Source organism: Kribbella sp. NPDC003557, from assembly GCF_040610805.1.
In the GTDB taxonomy this organism is placed as follows: domain Bacteria; phylum Actinomycetota; class Actinomycetes; order Propionibacteriales; family Kribbellaceae; genus Kribbella.
Genome location: NZ_JBEXMY010000018.1, coordinates 1 through 20,304, shown reverse-complemented (window position 1 = coordinate 20,304; position 20,304 = coordinate 1). Strand labels below are relative to the sequence as shown.

The window sequence follows — 20,304 nt, the reverse complement described above, 5'->3', positions numbered from 1 at the left end:
ACTGTCGAGTCACTGTCGAGTCACTGCTGTCAGGCTTCGGCGCCTTCCAGGTCGAGGTGGTCGACGTAGGCCCACAGCCAGGCCAGGGGAGCGAGGACCAGCTCGGGCTCGTCGTCCTCGTCGGCGATGAACAGCATCGACGCCTCGCCGTTGGTGAGGTCCTCGATGACCGCCTCGCACATCTCGAGCGCGATCTCGAACGGCAGCAGCCGCGGCCCGTTCTCCCAGCGCGGCTCCGGCAGCGGGAGCACCGGCGCCTCGTCCGTGCCGCCCAGGTCCACCGAGACCTTCTGCAGCTCCTCGTACAGGTCGAACGAGATCAGCCCGGCGACCGGCCGTCCGTCCAGGCCGACCAGGTACGGGTCGTCGGCGCCTTCGCGGAACGCGTCCCGGATGCCCGGCATCGCCGCCCGGAGATCGGTCGCCTCCAGGTACGGCGCCTCGTCCGGCTCCTCCGTCGCCTCCGCCTCGACCAGCCCGCTGCGCATCTGGTCGAACTGGTGCAGCAGGGTGTTCAGCTCGTCGTACGCCCCGCCGCCCGGCGTCTTCTGCGCGCGTGCCTCCAGGTCGCGCAGGTGCACGATCAGCTCGTCCTCGAAATGCAGCTCGTACCGCGGGATGCCCGGCTCGCGGCCGGCGTTGATCTGCGCGACGAGCTGGGTCGACACCGGACCGATCCGCTCGGCGAGCACCTCCAGCGGTGTCGTCGGCTTCTCCTCGTCGTCGTGCGCGCAGGAGTCGTCCTCGGTCTTGTTGTCGCCGTCCATCGCCAGCAGCACCTGGAACGCCTGGAAGGACAGCAGCGCCGCGGTCGCCATCGTCCCGTCGCCGATCAGCATCAGCGGGTTCGCGCCGGCTTCGGTACGGCGCAGGTGGTCGGGCATCAGCGTCGCCGCCTGCTCGACGTTCACCTGGCTGGCCAGCGACGACAGGCCGTGATCCGCGTCGACGCCGAGCAGCTCGACGAGACGCTCCGAGCTCATGTCGAAGTTCGAGCGCAGGTAGTAGCGCAGCCAGCCGGCGTCGACCGGGTTGCCGAGCAGCTCCGCGATCCGGGCCCGGAAGTCGGCCAGGTCGGCGATCGCGAGCACCACCAGCACCGGCTGGTCGCCGTCGCCGATCACCAGCGGCCGGGTGTCGCCGTTGTGGAACCCGTCGATGACCTGGTGCAGGCTGTCCGCGGCTGCCTCCAGCGGCCAGGACTCCGCCTCGAACTCGTTGACCACCGCGGCGGAGGTGTCGTCGGGCATCTGGTGGGTCCTCTCCGGGTGGCGGCGGGAGTTGGGGGTAACTGTAGGCTGCGGGCGTTTCACCAGGTCATATGGGTCCTGTCCGGTCCTCGAGTGACGTTCGCTACGCTGGCACCGGCGGGTCGATGCAGTGATATCTCACATGTGAGATATGGTCCGGGGCATGACCGATGACTACCTGAGCCGGATCGGAAATCTCATCCGGGACGCCCGCAAGCATCGCGGCTGGACGCAGACGCAGCTCGCGGAAGTGCTGAACACCAGCCAGAGTGCGGTGAACAGGATCGAGAAGGGTCATCAGAACCTCACCCTCGAGATGCTCGCCCGGATCGGCGAAGCACTCGACTCCGAAATTGTCTCTCTCGGCGGCGGTCCGGTCCACCTCCGCGTCGCCGGTGGCCGGCGGCTGTCCGGCGCGATCGACGTCAAGTCGAGCAAGAACGCCGGTGTCGCGCTGCTCTGTGCCTCGCTGCTGAACAAGGGGCGGACGACGCTGCGCAAGGTCGCCCGCATCGAAGAGGTCAACCGGCTGCTCGAGGTGCTGAACTCGATCGGCGTGCGGACCACCTGGCTGAACGACGCCGGCGACCTGGAGATCGTGCCGCCGGCGCACCTCGACCTCGGGTCGATGGACGCCGACGCGGCCCGCCGGACCCGGTCGATCATCATGTTCCTCGGCCCGCTGCTGCACCGCGAGGACGCGTTCGAGTTGCCGTACGCCGGGGGCTGCGACCTCGGCACCCGCACCGTCGAGCCGCACCTGACCGCGCTGCGCCCGTTCGGCCTCGAGGTGAAGGCGACCGGCGGGCAGTACCACGCGCTGGTGAACCGGGCGATCGCGCCGGGCAAGCCGATCGTGCTGACCGAGCGCGGCGACACCGTGACCGAGAACGCGGTGATGGCCGCCGCCCGGCACGACGGCGTCACCGTGATCCGCAACGCCAGCCCGAACTACATGGTCCAGGACCTGTGCTTCTACCTCGATCTGCTCGGCGTGAAGATCGACGGGATCGGCACCACCACGCTGACCGTGCACGGCAAGCCCGACATCGACGTGGACGTCGACTACGCGCCGTCGGAGGACCCGATCGAGGCGATGAGCCTGCTCACCGCCGCGATCGTCACGAAGTCCGAGATCACCATCCGGCGGGCGCCGGTGGAGTTCCTCGAGATCGAGCTCGCGCTGCTGGAGGAGATGGGGCTCGACTACCAGCGCAGCGCCGAGTACCTGGCCGAGAACGGCCGCACCCGGCTCGTCGACCTGACCACCCGGCCGTCGAAGCTGCACGCGCCGATCGACAAGATCCACCCGATGCCGTTCCCGGGCCTGAACATCGACAACCTGCCGTTCTTCGCGGTGATCGCGGCGACCGCCACCGGGCAGACGCTGATCCACGACTGGGTGTACGAGAACCGCGCGATCTACCTGACGGACCTGAACAAGCTCGGCGGCCGGGTCAAGCTGCTCGACCCGCACCGGGTGATGGTCGAGGGGCCGACGCACTTCTCCGGCGCCGAGATCATGTGCCCGCCGGCGCTCCGGCCGGCCGTCGTCACGCTGATCGCGATGATGGCCGCGAAGGGGACGTCGGTGCTGCGCAGCGTGTACGTGATCAACCGTGGCTACGAGGACCTCGCCACCCGGCTGAACTCGCTAGGCGCTCAGATCGAGACCTTCCGGGACATCTGAGCGGGCCTGCAGGGCGCGGTCCTGCGGGGCGCGGTCCTGCGGGGCGTCGGCGTCCTGCAGGAAGGCGACCGCCTCGGCGATCACCGCGGGGTCCGCGAGGATCTTGCGGTGGCCGAGGCCGGTCGTCGGCAGGAAGTGCGCGCGCTCGCCGTAGTTGCGCAGCAGCAGCCGGGCCTGCGCCGGGTCCACGACGTCATCCTCGTCGTTGTGGATCACCAGGAGCTCGGCCTTCCCGGTCGTGACCGAGAACCGGGTCCAGATGTCGTCGTCGCCATCGAAGTAGCCGCGCTCGATCGACCGCCGCAGCTCGCGGTTCACCTTCGGGCCCAGTCCGAGCTCGCGGCAGAACGCGTCCGCCAGGTAGCCGAAGTCCGCGACGCCGCTGATCATCACCAGCCGCTTCGCCGCGACACCCTCCCGGACGGCGTAGAGCGCGAACGGTACGCCGAGGGAATGCGCGATCACGCCCTCGAACGGACCGTGGCGTTCCTCCAGCGCGCGGATGATCCGCTGGTGGCCGAGGATCGACACCACGTCGCCGTCCGAGTCGCCGTGCGCGGGAGCGTCGTACGACACCGGGCTGTAGCCGAGCTCGAGCAGGCGCGTGACGAACGCGGCGTACCGCGAGGCGCGGGAGCGCCAGCCGTGGACGAGAAGCACCGGGCGCTGCCCGTCGCCCCACGCATACGTCTTCACATTGTCGACAATCTCCACACGCGCGGCATCGTGGATCAGCTGCTCGTCCGGGCGGACCCGGCCGCGGGCGAGCGGGCGACGCCAGAGCTTGAAGGCGAGCTGCCCACCAAGTCGTGGTGACAACACTCCGATTGTCTGCAATCCGACGCTGACCAGCTTCTGCATGAAGACCCTCCCGGAAACTATACGAACGGTCGTATTATTAGTTTCCAACAGCGTAGCAGTCAATGCACTTAGGATCGGGACTCGTGGAGAAAGTCGACGGACGGTTGGCGCGGGGTGACCAGACCCGCCGTGCCGTGCTGCGTCGTGCGGTCGACATCGCATCGGTGGACGGGCTGGAGGGGCTGTCGATCGGACGGCTCGCGACCGAGCTCGGGATCAGCAAGAGCGGTCTGTTCGCGCACTTCGGCTCCAAGGAGGAGCTGCAACTGGCGACCGTCCGGGCCGCGCGCCGGATCTACGCGGACAGCGTCGTCGTCCCGGCGTACGAGATCGAGCCCGGTCTCGGGCGGGTCTGGGCGCTGAGCCGGCATTGGCTGGACTACTCGCGCAGCCGGGTGTTCCCGGGCGGCTGCTTCTTCCAGAAGGTGTCGCACGAGTTCTCCGCGCGAGACGGTGCCGTGCACGAGTACCTTGCCGCCGTGCATCAGGAGTGGATGGACCTGATCGAGACCGCTGTCGCTGAGGCGGTGGAGCGCGGTGAGCTCGCGGACGACCCGGTGCAGCTCGCGTTCGACCTGAACGCGTACTACGAGGCCGCGAACCTCGCCTCGATCCTGCACAACGACGAGAACGGGTACGACCGTGCGCGTCAGGCAGTCCGGATCCGGCTGGAGTCGGCCGTCGTCCCCGGTACGCCGGTGCCCTGGTGAGTCGGCAGATCGCGGCGCCGACGGATCGGTGACGCGAGCAGGACGAGACCGGCCAGCGGTACGCCGGCCGTCGTGATCCAGAGCGCCGTCGTCAGGCCGAGGTACTGGCCGAGCGTTCCGCCGAGCAGCGCGCCGAGCGGGATCGTGCCGTAGTTGACGAACGCGGTCGTCGCGGTGAGCCGGCCGAACAGCTCCGGCGGGCAGTACGACTGTAGGAAGGTGGCCTTCACGACGTTGCCGCCGACCACGCCCAGGCTCACGCCGAACGCGCCGACCAGATAGAACCACGGGCTCGTCCCGCCCAGGGGGATGAGCAACGCAAGCGTCGGCAGCCCGAGCTCGCAGAGCAGCAGAGCCCGCGCCGTACCGAACCGTATGGTCTGGCGTCCGACGAACGCACCGGCGACGCCACCGCTGGAGGCGGCCGCGACCAGCGTGCCGACCGTCGCCGCCGTCAGCCCGGCCTCGCGGACCAGGAAGACGACGACGATCGCCTGGTACCCCATCAACGCGAGGTTCGAGACCGCGCCGAAGATGGTCAGCGTCCGCAGCCAGACGTCGTGCGCGACAAGTCTGACGCCCTCCCGGATCGCGCCGGCCCGCCGAGGGACGTCCGTACGGCGTTCACGGAACTGGATCGCCGCGAGACAGGCGAGGGCGACCAGGAAGCTCGCCGCGTCGACGAGCAGAGCGTTCGCCGCGCCGGCGAACTGGACGAGCAGCCCGCCACACCCGAGTCCCGCGATCTGCGCGGCCGACGCGCTGCCGTGCAGCTTCGCGTTGCCCTCGGCATGATCCGCGGGGTCCAGCAGCGTCGGGAGATAAGCGGTGTACGCCGTCTGGAACACGACCCCGGCCGCGCCGACGAGTGCGGCGACGATCAACAACAACTGGATTGTCAACAATCCACCTGCCAGCGGTACCGCGGCGAGCAGGAGGCCCGAGACCGCCGAGGACACGAGCATGACCGGGCGCCGCCGCACCCGATCGACCCAGGCGCCGGTGGGCAGACCGATCAGCAGCCACGGCGCCCAGGACGCCGCAGTCAGCAGACCGACCTCGAAGGTCGTTGCGTCGAGCCTAGAAATCGCGACCAGCGGCAGCGCGACCGAGGATGTTGCGCTGCCGAAGCGGTTGATCGTTTCGCCGACCCAGAACAGCCGGAAGTCGCGGTGCGTCCGGAGCAGACTCATGAGCGCCGCGGGAACGACTGCAGCTGGACGATCACGCGTTCCGATCCTTCGCCCGGCTCGCCGTCGGCGTAGCGCTCGATGACCGAGGCGATCTCCTCGTTGAGGTTGTGCAGCTGCTCGGGCGTCAGGCGAAGGTCGCGCCAGTCCGACAGCCCGGCCGCCTGCTGCCATTCGGCCGGCCAGTCCTCGTCGACGTACGTCCTGACGCGGTCGTAGTAGCGCTCGACCAGATCCCGCAGGTACACGTCGAGTGCACGCCGCGTCTCCGGGTCGTCGAGGAACTCGGACGGGTCGAGGGCAGTGCGGCCGGGGATCCGCCACCAGCGCTCGCGCTTGGTGCCGCGGTCGGGGTCTTCCTCGAGATAGCCGTGCTCGGCGAGCAGCCGCAGGTGCCAGCTGATCGTCCCGGTGTTCTCGCCGAGCCGGGTCGCCAGCGTGCTCGACGTGGCCGGCCCGTCGAGCTCGATGGCCTCCAGGATGCGCATCCGCAGTGGGTGGGCGAGTCCGCGCAGACTCCGGGCATCGATCCGTCGCATAGTTGCAGAGTAATCTCTGCAGAGAAGTCTCTGCAACAGGAATCTGTCGGTGGCCGTCCCTAGGTTGGGCGGTATGCGGCCTCATGTGGTGGCTCAGCTGGCGGTCTCGCTGGACGGGGTGACGTCGGGATTCGACGTCGACCTCGCGCGGTTCTATGCGCTGGCGACGCTGTGGCAGGAGGAAGTGACGCTGATCGACGCCGAGACGATCCTCGCCCAGGAGCATGCCGTGCTCGCGGCGCCGCGGCGCGGTCCGCGGGCGGAGGGTCCGCTGCTCGCGGTGGTGGACGAGCGGGCGCGGATCCGGAGCTGGGAGTCGTTGCGCGAGCTCGGGTACTGGTCCGGCGTCCTCGCGCTGTACGCCGATCAGACGCCCGAGCGCCCGCCGGACGCGACGACGCGTGAGGTGATCACCGGCTATGACCAGGTCGACCTCGCCGAGGCGCTCGACATCCTCGGCCGGCGAGGCGTGCGGACCATCCGGGTCGACTCCTCCGGCGCGCTGCTCCGGGCGTGTCTCGCGCTCGACCTGGTCGACGAGCTCGCCCTGCTCGTCCACCCGGTGCTGATCGGCGGCGACCGGTGGTACGACACCGGCCGCCTCGACCTGCGGCACGCCGGCACCGAGGTGTTCCGCGACGGCGTGCTCTGGACCCGGTACTGCGTTTCTCGCTGACCTCGGGAACTTCGCGCCGGGTCGCGCCGTTAAACTGGGTACACTGTACGAAGTTGCAGCGAGTGAGGAGCGGGATTGACCGAGAACGTGCCGACGACAGGTGGATTCGTGCCGAGCCAGGCGGACGTGGCGAGCGTGCTCGCGTGGTTCGAGCGGTACGACGCCTTGGCCGCGGAGCAGGACTACGAGGGGATGGCCGACGTCGCGCTGTTCCCGCTGAACGAGGTGTCGGACGACGGGCAGGGCAACGGACGGGCCGAGCAACTCGACCGGGCGGGGTACGTCGCGCAGATGGCGCAGGTGATGAGCGGCGCCGCCGACGTGAAGCTCGAGACCACGCGGACGCCGCATTTCCTGTCCGCGGACCTGGTGTTCGTGATCAGCGACGGCACGATGACGTACCAGGGCAAGGTGCAGCCGATCCGGTACGGCGATCTGCTCGTGAAGGTCGCCGGTGAGTGGAAGTTCCAGACGATGGTCCAGGGCGGCTGGGGCTGACAGAGCCCGGCCCGAATTGTCGGTGGGCGCCGCTACTGTGAGCGGTGATGAGGAAGCAGCATGAGGGGTACGACGAGCACGATGCCGAGCGGTGGGTCGCCGAGCCGGTCAAGCGGCCGGGGCGGACGGCCTTCGCTCGTGATCGCGCGCGCGTGCTGCACAGTGCGGCGCTCCGCCGGCTGGCGGCCAAGACGCAGGTCGTGACGGCAGGCAGCGACGACTTCGTCCGGAACCGGTTGACGCACAGCCTCGAGGTCGCGCAGATCGGCCGGGAGTTGGCGGCGACGCTCGGCTGCGATCCGGACATCGTGGACGCTGCCTGCCTGTCGCACGACCTGGGCCATCCGCCGTTCGGGCACAACGGTGAGCGGGCGCTGGATCAGGTCGCCGCGGACATCGGCGGCTTCGAGGGCAACGCGCAGACGCTGCGGCTGCTGACCCGGCTGGAGTCGAAGACGTTCGACGCCGAAGGGCGCAGCGTCGGGCTCAACCTGAGCCGGGCGACCCTCGACGCCGCGACGAAGTATCCGTGGCCGCGGCGGGCCGGCGAGCGAAAGTTCGGGGTGTACGACGACGATCTCGCGGTGTTCACCTGGTTGCGTCCGGGTGTGGGGGAGCGGCGTTGCCTGGAGGCGCAGGTGATGGACTTCGCCGACGACGTGGCGTATTCCGTGCACGACGTCGAGGACGGGATCGTCGCGCACCACATCGATCTCGCCACGGTCGACGCCGAGCCGGCGCCGTACTGGGAGACGGTCCGGCAGATGTATTTGCCGGAGGCAACCGATGCGGAGCTGGACGAGGGGTGGGCGCGGCTGAAGGCGCTGCACTACTGGCCGGGCGCGGCGTTCGACGACAGCCGGCGGGCGCTGGGCGGGTTGAAGGACCTCACCAGCCAGCTCATCGGCCGGTTCGCCACCGCGGCCGAGCAGGCGACGCATGCGGTCTTCGGCCGCTCCCGGCTGATCCGCTACGAGGCCGATCTGGTGGTCCCGGACGGCATCCGTACCGAGATCGGGCTGCTGAAGGGCGTCGGCATGTTCCACGTCCTCAACTCACCCGAACGCCAGGCCCGCCGAGCCACCCAACGCGAACTCCTCACCGAACTCGTCGAGGCACTGTGGAAGACGGCCCCCCAACACCTCGACGCCCCTTTCAAAGCCGACTTCACCCAAGCCCCCGACGACAAAACCCGCCTCCGCGCAGTAATAGACCAGGTCGCCTCCCTGACCGACCCCTCAGCCCAGACCTGGCACACCAACCTCGTCGAGAGGTAGGTCGAGGCCCAGTCTGTTGATGACTGGTTTGTTGGTCTGGCGGATCTGTTCCAGTTCCGCGTTGGTCAGTGCCCGGCGGTAGATGCGGACCTCGTCCAGGGCGCCGTGGAAGCGGTTGGCGCCGTCGACACGTTGGCCCAGGTGGATGCCCTGTACGCCGAACTCCTTGCCCGCCGTGACAGATCCGGCCGGCGCGGTCGCCGAGCCGACCTCGGCGCCGTCGATCACCAGCCGGAGCTTCCCACCGGCCCGTTGCAGCACGACGTGATGCCACTGGTCGTCGTTGTACGCCGCCGCCGACTGCACCGTCACGTTGAACCGATCGACCGACAGCAACGCCCGGATCCGCTTACTCTCCGGCTCCGCCCGCAACCACACCTGCGGCGTACTGCCCGACCCGGTCCGATACGCCCACAGAATCGCGTGTGACCCGGTCGTCGCCCCGTACTTGATCCAGGTCATCAGCGTGAAATCGTCCGCCCCCAGATCGATCGACCGGTCGAACGGCACCTCCACATAGTCGTCGACACCGTCCAGCGCGAGCCCGTTCCCGAACTTGCCTGCGGCAACAGTCGCCCCTCCCCGCACGTACGCCGGGTTGCGTGCCGGCCCCACATCAGGCGTCAACGGCCCCGGCGCGGGCGGACCAGGAATGCCCGGCGGTGTCCCGTTCGGCGTCGACAGATATGCCTCGTTGAACCGCGCCCACCGGATCGACTCGTACGGATTCGCGACCCCGGCCTCGTACAGCAGCCCGGCCTGATCCCCGTCCAGCCGAACCATGTCGGAGTACGCCGACGGCCCCCAGTAGAAGACCTTCCCCTGCTCCCACGTCCCGAACGACCGCGCCTCGTCGTACGACGACCGCACCGTCATCACCTCACGCGCGGCCGGATGCGCCGGCGCCGAGAACAGGATCCGGTGCGTGCCGAACCGCAGCAACGACCCTTGGACGTCGGGCATCACCAGCTTCGGGATCGTCCGGAACGGCGCGTCGAAGCTGGCCCCGCCGTCGCTGCTGACCGCGTACGCGCGGTTCCCGGGATCGGTGCCACGTTCCCGCGCCAGGGCGTAGATCTGCCCGTTCTCGCGCTCGACCACGGTGACCTCCTGCGCGATCACCGTCCCGTCGTCGCGGGACGTCGTCGCCCCGATGTGCCACGTCTCGCCGGCGTCATCGGAGTACAGCAGGTGTGTGCCGTAGACATGCGGGCCTACGCCGTCGTACGTCTCGAAGCTCGCGCCGACGATCAGCCGGCCGGCGTGCGGGCCGTGCTCGAGCTGGATGCCGTGCATGGGGCCGGTGGCGTACCAGAAGTTCCAGCTCGGCCGCTTCGCGTCGGTCAGCTCGCGAGGCGCGGTCCAGGTCGCGCCGAAGTCGTCGCTGGTCTGGACGTACGGATCGCGGTCGCAGCCGTTCGTACAGGGCTCCGGGCCGTTGTGTGTCGTCACGAGGACAATCCGGCCAGTCTGATTGTCAACAATCGGCACCGGGTTGCCGTGCGTGCCGCCGTTGCCGTCGGACACCACCTGCACCGGTCCCCACGTCCTGCCGCCGTCGGTCGACCGGCGCAGCACGATGTCGATGTCGCCGTCGTCGCCGCAGTCCGCGACGCGGCCCTCGGCGAACGCGAGCACGTCGCCGTTCGTCGCGTGCACGACGGCCGGGATCCGGAAGCACGAGTAGCCCTCGGTCTTCTGCTGGAACAGCACGCCGTCCTCGACGAAGGGAGCGGCTTCGCCGGCGTGAGCGGTCGGGGCGGTGACGCTGGTGAGGTTGGTGAACACCAGTAGGGCGGCGGCCGCGAGACGGCCTGGTGTGCGTACGCGCATGGCTCTCCCGGAGAGGACATAGGACGTATTATGTCCGCGCAAAAGTAGCGACTCGCGTCGCCCGCGGCAAGGGGTCGGCGAGGACTAAGGTTCGTTGCATGGCTGATGCAGAGCAGATCGTGATCGTCGGTGCAAGTCTTGCGGGGGCGACCGCCGCCGAGACCCTTCGGAAGGACGGCTGGAGCGGCGCCGTCGTGCTGATCGGCAGCGAGCAGTCGCTGCCCTACGAGCGACCTCCGTTGTCGAAGGGCGTCCTGCTCGGCAAGGACGAGACCTCGTCGGCACAACTGCACGACCAGCAGTGGTACGACGACAACTCCATCGACCTGCGGCTCGGCACCACGGTCACCGCGATCGACCCGGCCGCGCACACGGTCACGCTCGACGACGGTTCACAGGTGCCGTACACGAAGCTGCTGATCGCGACGGGTAGCCGCGTGCGCAAGCTCGACGTACCGGGCGCCGACCTGCCCGGGGTGCACTACCTGCGGACGGCCGAGGAGGCGCAGACGCTGACCGACGCGTACGCCGCGAAGCCGCGCGTCGTCGTGGTCGGTGCGGGGTGGATCGGCCTGGAGGCGGCATCGGCCGCCCGCGAACGCGGCTGCGAGGTCACGGTCGTCGAGCCGCAGTCCACCGCGCTGGCGTCCGTGCTCGGCGAGGAGGTCGGTGAGCTGTTCGCCGAGTTCCACCGGCAGCACGGCGTGCAGTTCCGGTTCGGGACGGGCGTGGACGGCTTCGAGGGGACCGACAAGGTCACCGGGGTCCGGGTGAGCGGCGGTGAGGTGATTCCGGCGGACCTGGTGGTGGTCGGGGTCGGCGTCCAGCCGAACACCGAGCTCGCCGAGGAGGCCGGCATCGAGGTCGCGACCCGCGACAACGGGTCGGGCATCGTCACCGGCGCGGACCTGCAGACCTCGGTCGCCGACGTGTACGCGGCCGGCGACGTGGTCCGCTGGGACCACCCGCTGTTCGGCCGGTTCGTCCGCGTCGAGCACTGGCAGAACGCGAAGGACACCGGCGCGTCGGCCGCCAGGGCGATGCTCGGGGAGGACGTGGCGCACGACGCGATCCCGTTCTTCTTCACCGACCAGTTCGACCTCGGGATGGAGTACGCCGGGGACGTCCCGCGCGGCACGTCGTACCAGGTCGTCCTGCGTGGTGACCCGAAGTCCGGCGCCTATGTCGCGTTCTGGCTCTCCGACGACCACCACGTGCTGGCCGGCATGCACGTCAACACGTGGGGCGCCATCGATGCGGTGCAGAGCCTGATCCGCTCGGGCAAGCAGGTCGACCCGGCCCGCCTGGCCGACACCTCGGTCGACCTCGCCGAGGTCTAGAGCGGGTAGGTGACGTAGGCGAACGACGCGCTGTCCGGCGACCAGCTCGGCACGTTCATCGTGCCCTGGCCGCCGAACAGGCTCGTCAGCTCGCGGACCTCGCCGTCCTGGGTGAGGAGACGCAGGCGCACGTCGTCGACGTCGGCGGGATGGCCTTCGGTACCGGGCGGGAAGCTCACGTACGCGATCGCCGACCCGTCCGGCGCCGGGTGCGGGAACCAGTTGACCCGCTCGTCGTCGGTCAGTTGCTCGACGTGACCGTCCCGGATCCGGAACAGCTGGGCCTGGCCGGCGCGCTCGGAGTTGAAGTAGATCCACTCGCCGTCCGGGCCGTACTCCGACCCGTCGTCGGCGAACTCGTCGTCGGTCACCTGGACGTCGGCCCCGCCGGCGCTCGGGATCGTCCACACGTTGGTGATCCGCCGCTCGCCGACCCACTCGAGCCCGATGTACGCGAGTGTCGCACCGTCCGGCGAGACCCCGTGCAGGTAGTGGTGGAACCCCGGCCCGCGATCGTTCGTCACGCGGCGGCCCGCTCCGCCTTCGATCGGCACCGCGTAGATGTGCCCGTCGTTCGCGGACACGTACACGGTCCGCCCGTCCGGACTCACCACGTGGTCGTTGTTGATCGGAGGAACACCGCCGAGTTCGATCTCCTCCAGCTCGTCCCCGACCCGGAAGAGCCCGCCGTCGCCGTTGACGATGAGCTGCCCGTCGGGCGTCCAGTTGGGGGCCTCGAAGAGCACGGTGTCCGAGCTGAAGACGAGTCGGTGTTCGCCCGAGGTGACGTCGACGACGTAGAGCTCGGCGCGCTGACCTGGTCGCAGTGTGCGTGGCATGACCACCAACTTATGGCACCGAACGCCGGTTCCGGACGGCTGTCCGCCGCGGGACCTCTGGCCCTGCTCCGCCGTCGGCCCGCTGCGTACGGTGAATCCGGAGAGGTGGATGCTGGTGGCAACGAAGACGTCGATGCCGCGGCCGGTCGACGCCCGTCCCGAGGGCGCGCTGTCCGCCGTGCTCGCGTTCGTGGCCGGCGCGGTCACGCTGTCCGTCGGGATCGGGCTCGGGCTCCCGCATCTGAAGGCCGGCTCCGCCGGTGGTGCTGCCCTCGGGTTGGTGGCCCTGGTGACCGGCCTGACGTTGACCGGGTTCGCCGCGGTCGTTGTCGTACGACGGGTGCGTGGCTGGTGGCGGCTCCTCGTCGTACCGGTTTTGGTGGTGTTCGTGCTCGTCGCGGCCTTGTCGCTCGGCCAGGCCGTGGCGGCGACACAGGTGCCCCGCACAGCGATCGGATCGAGCGCGCCGGCCCGGTGGGGATTGACCTACTCCGACGCCGCGTTCGAGACCAGCGACGGCGTGAGGCTGTCGGGCTGGTACCTCCCTTCGACCAACGGAGCCGCGGTCGTCGTGCTCCACGGCGCCGGATCGACACGGACGGACGCTCTCGATCAAGCCGTCGTCCTGGCACGGCACGGGTACGGCGTACTGGTCTTCGACGCCCGGGGACACGGGCGGAGCGCGGGCCGGGCGATGGACTTCGGCTGGTACGGCGATGAGGACGTCAGCGCGGCCGTGTCGTATCTGCAGAGCCGGCCGGACGTCCACGCCGGCATCGGCGCGCTCGGCCTGTCGATGGGCGGCGAGGAAGCGCTCGGCGCGGCCGCCCAAGACCCGCGGATCCACGCGGTCGTCGCGGAGGGCGCCACCAGCCGCGCGCCTGCGGATCGCGAGTGGCTCTCTGACGAGTACGGCTGGAGGGGCGCGCTGCAGGAAGGCATCGACAGGCTGACCTACGGCGTCGCCGACCTGCTCACGCCGGCGCACAAGCCGACCTCGTTGCGCAACGCTGCCGCGGCGGTCGCGCCGCGCCCGGTACTGCTCATCGCCGCGGGTGCGCTGCCGGACGAGGAAAATGCGGACCGGTACATCCAGTCCGGCTCGCCTCGTTCCGTCCAGCTGTGGGTCGTACCGGACGCCGGTCACACCCAAGGACTCCGGGTCGAGCCGGGGCAGTGGGAGCAGCGGGTGATCGCCTTCTTCGACTCCGGTCTGCTCGGTTAGACCCGGTTCGTCGTCCCGCGGGCAAGTTCGGTTGCCGATGATCGTAGACTCACGGGGTGGCAGGCCGGATCAAGGAAGAGGACATCGCGCTGGTGCGCGAGCGGGCCCGGATCGACGACGTCGTCGGCTCGTACGTGACCTTGAAGAACGCCGGCGGGGGCAACCTGAAGGGCCTCTGCCCGTTCCATGACGAGAAGTCGCCGTCGTTCAACGTCACGCCGTCGCGTGGCTTCTTCTACTGCTTCGGCTGCCAAGAGGGCGGCGACGTCATCGACTTCATCCAGAAGGTCGACCAGATCACCTTCTCCGAGGCGGTCGAGACGCTGGCCGCCAAGGTCGGCATCCAGCTGCGGTACGAGGACTCGGGCGCGCCGGTGCAGCGCGGCCCGGGGAATCAGCGGCCGCGGCTCGTCGAGGCGCACAAGGTCGCGGCCGAGTTCTACGTCGACCAGCTGTTCGGCGCGCCCGAGGCCGCGCTCGGACGGCAGTTCCTGGACAAGCGCGGCTTCGACAAGGACGCCGCGGTGCAGTTCGGGGTCGGGTTCTCGCCGCGCGGCGGCGAGGCGCTGGTCAGCCACCTGCGCGGTCGCGGTTTCACGAACGCCGAGTTGGTCGCGTCCGGCCTGGCCGCCGACGGGCAGCGCGGGCTGTACGACCGGTTCCGCGGCCGGCTGATGTGGCCGATCCGGGACGCGTCGTCCGACGTGATCGGGTTCGGCGCGCGCCGGTTGTTCGACGACGACCGGATCGAAGCGAAGTACCTGAACACCCCCGAGACGCCGATCTACAAGAAGTCCAAGGTCCTGTACGGCGTGGACCTGGCCCGCCGCGAGATCGCGAAGGGCCGCCAGGCCGTCGTCGTCGAGGGCTACACCGACGTGATGGCGTGTCACCTCGCGGGCGTGCAGACCGCGGTCGCCACCTGCGGTACGTCGTTCGGCGACGACCACGCGCGGGTGCTGCGGCAGCTGCTGCTGGACCACGACCAGTTCCGCGGCGAGGTGATCTTCACCTTCGACGGTGACGCGGCCGGCCAGCGCGCCGCGCTCAAGGCCTTCGAGGGCGACCAGGCGTTCGCCGCCCAGACGTACGTCGCGGTGGAGCCGGACGGTCTCGACCCGTGCGACCTCCGCCTCGAGAAGGGCGACGCCGCGGTGCGCGAGCTGATCGGCCGCCGGGTGCCGCTGTACCGCTTCGTCCTCACCAACATCTTGTCCCGCTACGACCTCGACCGGGCCGACAGCCGGATCGACGCGTTGCGCGAAGCCGCACCGCTGGTCGCCCGCATCCGCGACAAGTCGAAGGTGACGTCCTTCTCGCTGGAGCTGGCCGGGCGACTCGGCATGGACGAGGAGCAGGTCCGCGCGGAGGTGTATCGCGCGGCCTCCCGGGCCGGGGCACAGGGCCAGCCGGCGGGCAACCAGCAGGCCGTCGCGCAGCAGGTCGTCAGGAACGACGTGCCGTCGCCGCGCGACCAGCGGTTCGTGATCGAGTGGGACGTGCTGAAGGTCGCGATGCAGCATCCGGCGCTGGTCGGGGTCGCGTTCGACGAGCTCGACGACCACGACTTCACGCACCCGTGGCTGGCGGCGGTCCGGGCCGCGATGGCGAAGATCGGCGGCCCGTCCACCGCACCGCCCGGCGAAGCCTGGGTGGTCGGCGTTCGCGACGCCGTCGGCAACGATCCCGCGGCCGCGGTCGTCGGCGCGCTCGCCGTCGACCCGCTGCGGCTGGGTCGCGAGCCCGACGAGCCGTACGCACTCGCGCTGCTGGCGCGGCTGCAGGAGCTGACCTGCGCGCGCCGCATCCAGGATCTGAAGTCGAAACTCCAGCGAACGAACCCGATCGAGCGCGCCGACGAGTACAACCGCATGTTCGGCGAACTCATCGCCCTCGAGGCCTACAAGGCCGAACTCCGCAACCGAGCCATCTCCGGCGCGATCTAGTCGTCCTTCCGGACTCTGTACGAATCGCGCAGAGATCGCTCGAGGTCAGTCAGGATCGTTCCCCGTCACCCCATCGACCGCTTCGCGCAGCACGTCCGCGTGTCCGGTGTGCTTCAAGTACTCCTCAAGCAGATCGAACGCGATCATCCGCCGATTGGCCGACCACATCGGATCCGGGTCCTCGATCACCACATCCAGCCCGCCGTCCGCGCTCAGCGCCTGCCAAGCCGTACGAGAACGCGCAGCCGCGCCGTACCAGAGCGCGTACAACTCCTCCGGAGCATCAGCGACCGCCGACTCCCACCCCCACCGATCGTTCTCGACCCAACTCCTCGTATCCCACGGCGCGGCGAGCGGCTGCGCCGACGCCCGCGCCGTGAACCCGTCCTCGACGAACGCCATGTGCTTGATCAACCCGGCCAACGTCATCGCCGACGGCGGATGCGTCCGCCGCAACGCCTCAGCCCCCAACCCGCCGGTCTTCCAGGCGAACTGCTGCCGCACCCGATCCAGCGCGAACTGCAACATCTCCACCTCCCCACCCCGCGGAGAAGCCTCGTACGGCAAATCCCTCCACTCCATATCCACTCCCTCGTCAAGTCCCCAAGCCTGCCCTGATCAGCCGATTGAACGCAGCTCTGGAGGATGTCGGCGGCGGGTTGCGAGCCTACGCTGCTGACGTGACCGGTTCCTGGCTCCAGGCCGGCGTCCGCGGGCGTGGCGCCGGGCGGTCCCGTGTCCGCTGGCTGGAGCGACTGGCCGACCTCGGCGCGCGACCGGAGGACACCCACGACGAGCGCCTCCGCCAAGGCACGCTCATCTTCTCGTCGCTGCTGATCACGGTGATCTCCACGATCTGGGTGACGACCTACCTCGCGTACGGCGACCCGGTCTCGGCCGCGATCCCCGCCTTCTACCAGCTGGTCACGATCGTCGGCCTGGCGGTCCTGGCACGCACGCGACGGTTCGCGATCTTCCGCACCACGCAACTGCTGGCGTTCCTGATCCTGCCGGCGCTGCTGCAGGTCTCACTCGGCGGTTTCGTCGCCTCGAGCGCGATGATCCTCTGGGCGGTGTTCACGCCGCTGGCCGCGCTGGCGTTGCTCGGCATCCGGCGCTCCGTACCGTGGCTGATCGCGTTCCTGCTCGAACTGTTCGTGCTCGGCCTCGTCGACTCCAGGCTCGCGGAGTCGCCGTCGGAACTGCCGTCCGGCTTCGTCGTCACGTTCCTGGTGATGAACGTCGCGGGAACGATGGTGAGCGCGTACGTCATGCTCGGCTACTTCGTCGAGCAGCGCGAACGCGCCCACCGAGCCCTCGAAGCCGAACGCGAACGCTCCGAACACCTCCTGCTGAACGTCCTCCCGCAGCCGATCGCCGACCGCCTCAAAACGGGGCCAGGAGTCATCGCCGAACACTACGACTCGGTCAGCGTCCTCTTCGCCGACCTGGTCGACTTCACCACCCACTCAGCGGTGATGGCAGCGGCCGACGTGGTAACCCTGCTGGACCAGGTCTTCTCCGCGTTCGACCGCATCGCCGACGCCGAGGGTGTCGAGAAGATCAAAACCATCGGCGACGCGTACATGCTGGTCGGCGGCCTACCGAACCCACGGCCCGACCACCTGGCAGCCGTCGCCCGTACGGCACTCGCCCTCCGCGACGAGGTAGCCCGCCTCTCCACCCTCCCAGGCCAAGAATGGCTGGCGATCCGCATCGGCATCGACTCAGGCCCTGTAGTCGCCGGCGTCATCGGCCGCCGCAAGTTCATCTACGACCTCTGGGGCGACACCGTCAACACCGCCAGCCGCATGGAATCCCACGGCCAACCAGGCACCATCCAACTAACCGCCCGAGCAGCCGCCACCCTGAGCCCTGACTTCACCACTCACCCCCGAGGCACCATCGACGTCAAAGGCAAAGGCCCCATGCAGACCTTCTTCCTGGACCACTGACATCACCTGGTAGTGCATCTGCCGAAATCCGTCTTGCCAGCTTCCTCGATCTGGCTTGCGCTCGGCTGGTCACCTGCCCGGAGTGCGGCATGTGGACTCCGCGACGGCTGCAGTTGCTAGCTTGCTCAGTCTGTTAGCGGCTCTCCCTTGAAAACTTGGTGTCGATGCCAATCGGTATACGCCTCGGCAGGCAGGAGCGTGCCCCTTCGAGGACGGAGCTCGTGACCATGAAGATCGTAGACCCGCCGGGCAGCCTCAACCCGAGCCGAGAACTGGGCCGACACCATCACCCGCTGGTTTGAATCCAGGCCAAGAGCTCCCCGGTCGAACAACTTGTGGTGGAGCGAGCAGAGCGATAGGCCGTTATCCACCGCATCTGGCCCACCGAGATTGAACCAACGCACGTGCGCTGCCTCGAGGCCTACACATGACGAGCCGAGCCGTCCGTCGTAGCCGCAGAAGGCACATTGGTAGTCCCAGGCTGCAAGAATCAGGGACGGCCACGCTCTACTTCGCCGAGGCCGCGAATTCGCGTAGACGCCAAGCGCTGAGCCCAGGATCACGTCGGGATCCAGCCCAACCGCGGCGACAACGTCAGACGCGACTGTCGTAGGGAATTGACTTTCGACCAGTGCTCTCGCGGCGGCCTCTATCACGCCAGCCACACGCAGGGCATCCTCAATAGAAGTGTCCAGGCGGCCGGTTACCGGTGCCGCATCAAGCGGCCCGACCTTGTCCATCGGCACGTCCCGATCAAGGTTCCATATTCCATCCGACCGCAGTCGCGTAAACGGGTACGCGGCAGACTGGCGTCGACCCGTTCTCGTTGGAGGACCGAACTCCGCGATCAGTCCGCCGAGTTCCTCCTGGGCAGCGGACCAAGGTAATGCGCTACTGCCAAATTCGGCGAAACGGGCCAGGGCTAGCAGTACGAGCAGAGGTTTGTGCGGCATGCGCCTGCCGTCGTTACGAGCCTGACGGAGCGTTGACAGACGCTCCAGCACAACGTCGACTGGGCTCTCATTCGCCATAGCCCAACCCTGCCAGACCGCAGCAGCAGCACGCCCTTGCGTGAGAGGGTTTATGAGGCAAACTGGCGTCATGAGTCGCGCCGGCCCACGCGTCCATGGTGGGCCGACCTGTCACGCGCCGACGCCGAGCGACGACTGAGTCCATGGCATCGCGCCGCCCTTCATTCCGCCGCGTGTGGTTGCGCGGCTCGAATGTGGTCTCACGCGGATTAGGACTGCCGTCAGTCAGAGGTCCGCTGGTCGGTTCCCCTCATGGTCGACAGGCGAGACCGCCGTCGAAGTATTCATCGCATCGAGCAGGCCGGACAGGCGGCATAATTGCGTCTCAAGAGCCGCTGCTGTTTCCTCGTGTTCGGATCCCATCGGCACGATCAGAGGAACCGCATAAGTCCTTGCGTCGGATCGATAGAGACCCGGTCCGTTTGGTGCCTTGAGTTGGCCGAGCGCAATCTCGAGTCCGTTGATGCCAAGAGAATCTGTGGCCTCTACCGTCGCCCATAGCGGAGATATGCCAAAGCTGCTCCATCCCCTGAGCCAGAGTCCTGTCCAGAATGTTCGACCACCGGCGCTCTGGACCCAGCGCCCCGGGCCGAAGTCTCCCGAGCCGTTCCTGACCTTGTTGCCAGATGCCGATGCCGCCGACCGCAGCAGGATGTCGCGCAGAACCGTAAGTTGGCGCCCGGCCCTTTCGGGCAGGTCCCCTGGAAGCAGTGGCGTCCACCCCGTCCTGGTACGCCACTCCACCAAGCCTTCGATTTGTGCGAGATCACTAAGCGCATCAGTCTCTGAGTCGTTTTCGATGGCAAGCCGGACCGCAGCCAAGAGCCGCGTCCATGACACTGCTGCGAGCACCCGACCATCTGTGAGTTGGTGTCTGAGGGCAGCGGCGTTCTCACTCGCCGCCTGGAGCATCTCGTGGTGCGACAGTTGCGCGGGTCCAGCTAGCAGGCGTGGCCACAACGCAGGCAGTCGGTCTCCCGGTGCCAGGAACACGAGCGCCCAGGCTGATTGACCGGGAGCCGGTCGAGATAGCTCTGACCGAGTTGCGCTGCGGTCAGTTCCGCATCGAATTTGGCCTCGATAACGATCCTGATGCTACTGGCGTCTTCACCGACAATGTCTGGCCGGCCGGGGTCGGCTTCGGCGACCATTTGCCCCGTATAGGTTAACGGGCCAATGGATGCGCCAGGGCATAGCTCACTTAGGAGATTGCCCAGCGCGGCGCGCGCACCCCGTGAGTATCCAAGAAGGTGCACCAATGCATCGGTGGCAACAGGCTCTGGCTGGAGTTGCCTTGTCGCAACGACCTGAGCGAGAAGCCCTCTCATGCAGATCATCCGTTCGATGGTAGTTGCGTCCAGCAGAGTGGTGTACGACGTGGTGGTGGCCGGCCCGGGTGTGGACGTGGGTGCGGTCACCGCGTGATTCTTCGAGGAATCTCTCA

At 68.5% G+C, this 20,304-nt stretch carries 18 protein-coding genes; 9 read left to right on the top strand and 9 right to left on the bottom strand.

Features of this window, described 5'->3' with window-relative positions:
• Positions 1-29: 29 nt before the first annotated feature.
• On the bottom strand, positions 30-1,250 hold the full coding sequence (locus ABZW60_RS41195) for a hypothetical protein (RefSeq protein ID WP_355486121.1): 1,221 nt from the start codon (positions 1,248-1,250) through the stop codon (positions 30-32).
• A gap of 163 nt (positions 1,251-1,413) precedes the next feature.
• Here ABZW60_RS41195 and ABZW60_RS41190 point away from each other — a divergent pair, with 163 nt between their 5' ends.
• A complete protein-coding gene (locus ABZW60_RS41190; protein WP_355486120.1) occupies positions 1,414-2,940 on the top strand; it encodes a UDP-N-acetylglucosamine 1-carboxyvinyltransferase in 1,527 nt (508 codons plus the stop codon).
• Here ABZW60_RS41190 and ABZW60_RS41185 read toward each other — a convergent pair.
• Complete coding sequence (locus ABZW60_RS41185; protein WP_355486145.1) at positions 2,905-3,762, bottom strand: alpha/beta hydrolase; 858 nt, start codon at positions 3,760-3,762, stop codon at positions 2,905-2,907. The genes ABZW60_RS41190 and ABZW60_RS41185 overlap by 36 nt on opposite strands.
• Positions 3,763-3,884: 122 nt before the next feature.
• Here ABZW60_RS41185 and ABZW60_RS41180 point away from each other — a divergent pair, with 122 nt between their 5' ends.
• The gene (locus ABZW60_RS41180) at positions 3,885-4,511 is read left to right on the top strand and encodes a TetR/AcrR family transcriptional regulator (protein ID WP_355486119.1); all 627 of its coding nucleotides are present in this window, start codon (positions 3,885-3,887) and stop codon (positions 4,509-4,511) included.
• Here ABZW60_RS41180 and ABZW60_RS41175 read toward each other — a convergent pair.
• Both ABZW60_RS41175 and ABZW60_RS41170 read right to left on the bottom strand, forming a co-directional pair.
• Complete coding sequence (locus ABZW60_RS41175; RefSeq protein WP_355486118.1) at positions 4,451-5,704, bottom strand: MFS transporter; 1,254 nt, start codon at positions 5,702-5,704, stop codon at positions 4,451-4,453. The genes ABZW60_RS41180 and ABZW60_RS41175 overlap by 61 nt on opposite strands.
• A complete protein-coding gene (locus ABZW60_RS41170; RefSeq protein ID WP_355486117.1) occupies positions 5,701-6,240 on the bottom strand; it encodes a helix-turn-helix domain-containing protein in 540 nt (179 codons plus the stop codon). Before ABZW60_RS41170 ends, ABZW60_RS41175 begins: the two co-directional genes overlap by 4 nt.
• A 73-nt stretch (positions 6,241-6,313) precedes the next feature.
• Here ABZW60_RS41170 and ABZW60_RS41165 point away from each other — a divergent pair, with 73 nt between their 5' ends.
• The 3 genes from ABZW60_RS41165 (at position 6,314) to ABZW60_RS41155 (ending at position 8,691) form a co-directional block, all read left to right on the top strand.
• The gene (locus ABZW60_RS41165; protein ID WP_355486116.1) at positions 6,314-6,916 is read left to right on the top strand and encodes a dihydrofolate reductase family protein; all 603 of its coding nucleotides are present in this window, start codon (positions 6,314-6,316) and stop codon (positions 6,914-6,916) included.
• Between the two features lie 75 nt (positions 6,917-6,991).
• Complete coding sequence (locus ABZW60_RS41160) at positions 6,992-7,414, top strand: nuclear transport factor 2 family protein (protein WP_355486115.1); 423 nt, start codon at positions 6,992-6,994, stop codon at positions 7,412-7,414.
• Positions 7,415-7,461: 47 nt separating this feature from the next.
• On the top strand, positions 7,462-8,691 hold the full coding sequence (locus ABZW60_RS41155) for a deoxyguanosinetriphosphate triphosphohydrolase (RefSeq protein WP_355486114.1): 1,230 nt from the start codon (positions 7,462-7,464) through the stop codon (positions 8,689-8,691).
• Here the strand turns inward: ABZW60_RS41155 and ABZW60_RS41150 are convergent.
• Positions 8,653-10,524 carry a sialidase family protein gene (locus ABZW60_RS41150; RefSeq protein WP_355486113.1) on the bottom strand — a complete coding sequence of 624 codons (1,872 nt, stop codon included), beginning with the start codon at positions 10,522-10,524 and terminating at the stop codon, positions 8,653-8,655. The genes ABZW60_RS41155 and ABZW60_RS41150 overlap by 39 nt on opposite strands.
• Before the next feature lie 98 nt (positions 10,525-10,622).
• Between ABZW60_RS41150 and ABZW60_RS41145 the strand changes: the two genes are divergently transcribed.
• Positions 10,623-11,864 (top strand): FAD/NAD(P)-binding oxidoreductase, encoded by a 1,242-nt coding sequence (locus tag ABZW60_RS41145; protein WP_355486112.1) that lies wholly within the window; start codon positions 10,623-10,625, stop codon positions 11,862-11,864.
• Here the strand turns inward: ABZW60_RS41145 and ABZW60_RS41140 are convergent.
• Entirely contained in the window at positions 11,861-12,703 is an 843-nt protein-coding gene (locus tag ABZW60_RS41140) for a biopolymer transporter Tol (RefSeq protein ID WP_355486111.1), read from the bottom strand. The two genes, ABZW60_RS41145 and ABZW60_RS41140, sit on opposite strands and share 4 nt — an antisense overlap.
• Positions 12,704-12,818: 115 nt before the next feature.
• On the opposite strand from ABZW60_RS41140, the gene ABZW60_RS41135 reads away from it, so the two are divergent.
• Together ABZW60_RS41135 and dnaG are read left to right on the top strand one after the other, a co-directional pair.
• Positions 12,819-13,928 carry an alpha/beta fold hydrolase gene (locus ABZW60_RS41135; protein WP_355486110.1) on the top strand — a complete coding sequence of 370 codons (1,110 nt, stop codon included), beginning with the start codon at positions 12,819-12,821 and terminating at the stop codon, positions 13,926-13,928.
• Positions 13,929-13,984: 56 nt separating this feature from the next.
• Complete coding sequence (dnaG, locus tag ABZW60_RS41130; protein ID WP_355486109.1) at positions 13,985-15,874, top strand: DNA primase; 1,890 nt, start codon at positions 13,985-13,987, stop codon at positions 15,872-15,874.
• A 45-nt stretch (positions 15,875-15,919) separates the two neighbouring features.
• Here the strand turns inward: dnaG and ABZW60_RS41125 are convergent, their stop codons facing one another.
• Positions 15,920-16,456 carry a DUF664 domain-containing protein gene (locus ABZW60_RS41125; RefSeq protein WP_355486108.1) on the bottom strand — a complete coding sequence of 179 codons (537 nt, stop codon included), beginning with the start codon at positions 16,454-16,456 and terminating at the stop codon, positions 15,920-15,922.
• 98 nt (positions 16,457-16,554) lie between these two features.
• Here ABZW60_RS41125 and ABZW60_RS41120 point away from each other — a divergent pair, with 98 nt between their 5' ends.
• Complete coding sequence (locus ABZW60_RS41120; protein WP_355486107.1) at positions 16,555-17,829, top strand: adenylate/guanylate cyclase domain-containing protein; 1,275 nt, start codon at positions 16,555-16,557, stop codon at positions 17,827-17,829.
• A gap of 125 nt (positions 17,830-17,954) precedes the next feature.
• On the opposite strand, the gene ABZW60_RS41115 is transcribed toward ABZW60_RS41120, so the two are convergent.
• Positions 17,955-18,860: a phosphorothioated DNA-binding restriction endonuclease gene (locus ABZW60_RS41115; protein WP_355486106.1), complete on the bottom strand. Its 906-nt coding sequence runs from the start codon at positions 18,858-18,860 to the stop codon at positions 17,955-17,957.
• A 941-nt stretch (positions 18,861-19,801) separates the two neighbouring features.
• Positions 19,802-20,304: hypothetical protein (locus ABZW60_RS41110; RefSeq protein ID WP_355486105.1), on the bottom strand; the 503-nt coding region annotated here is incomplete at its 5' end.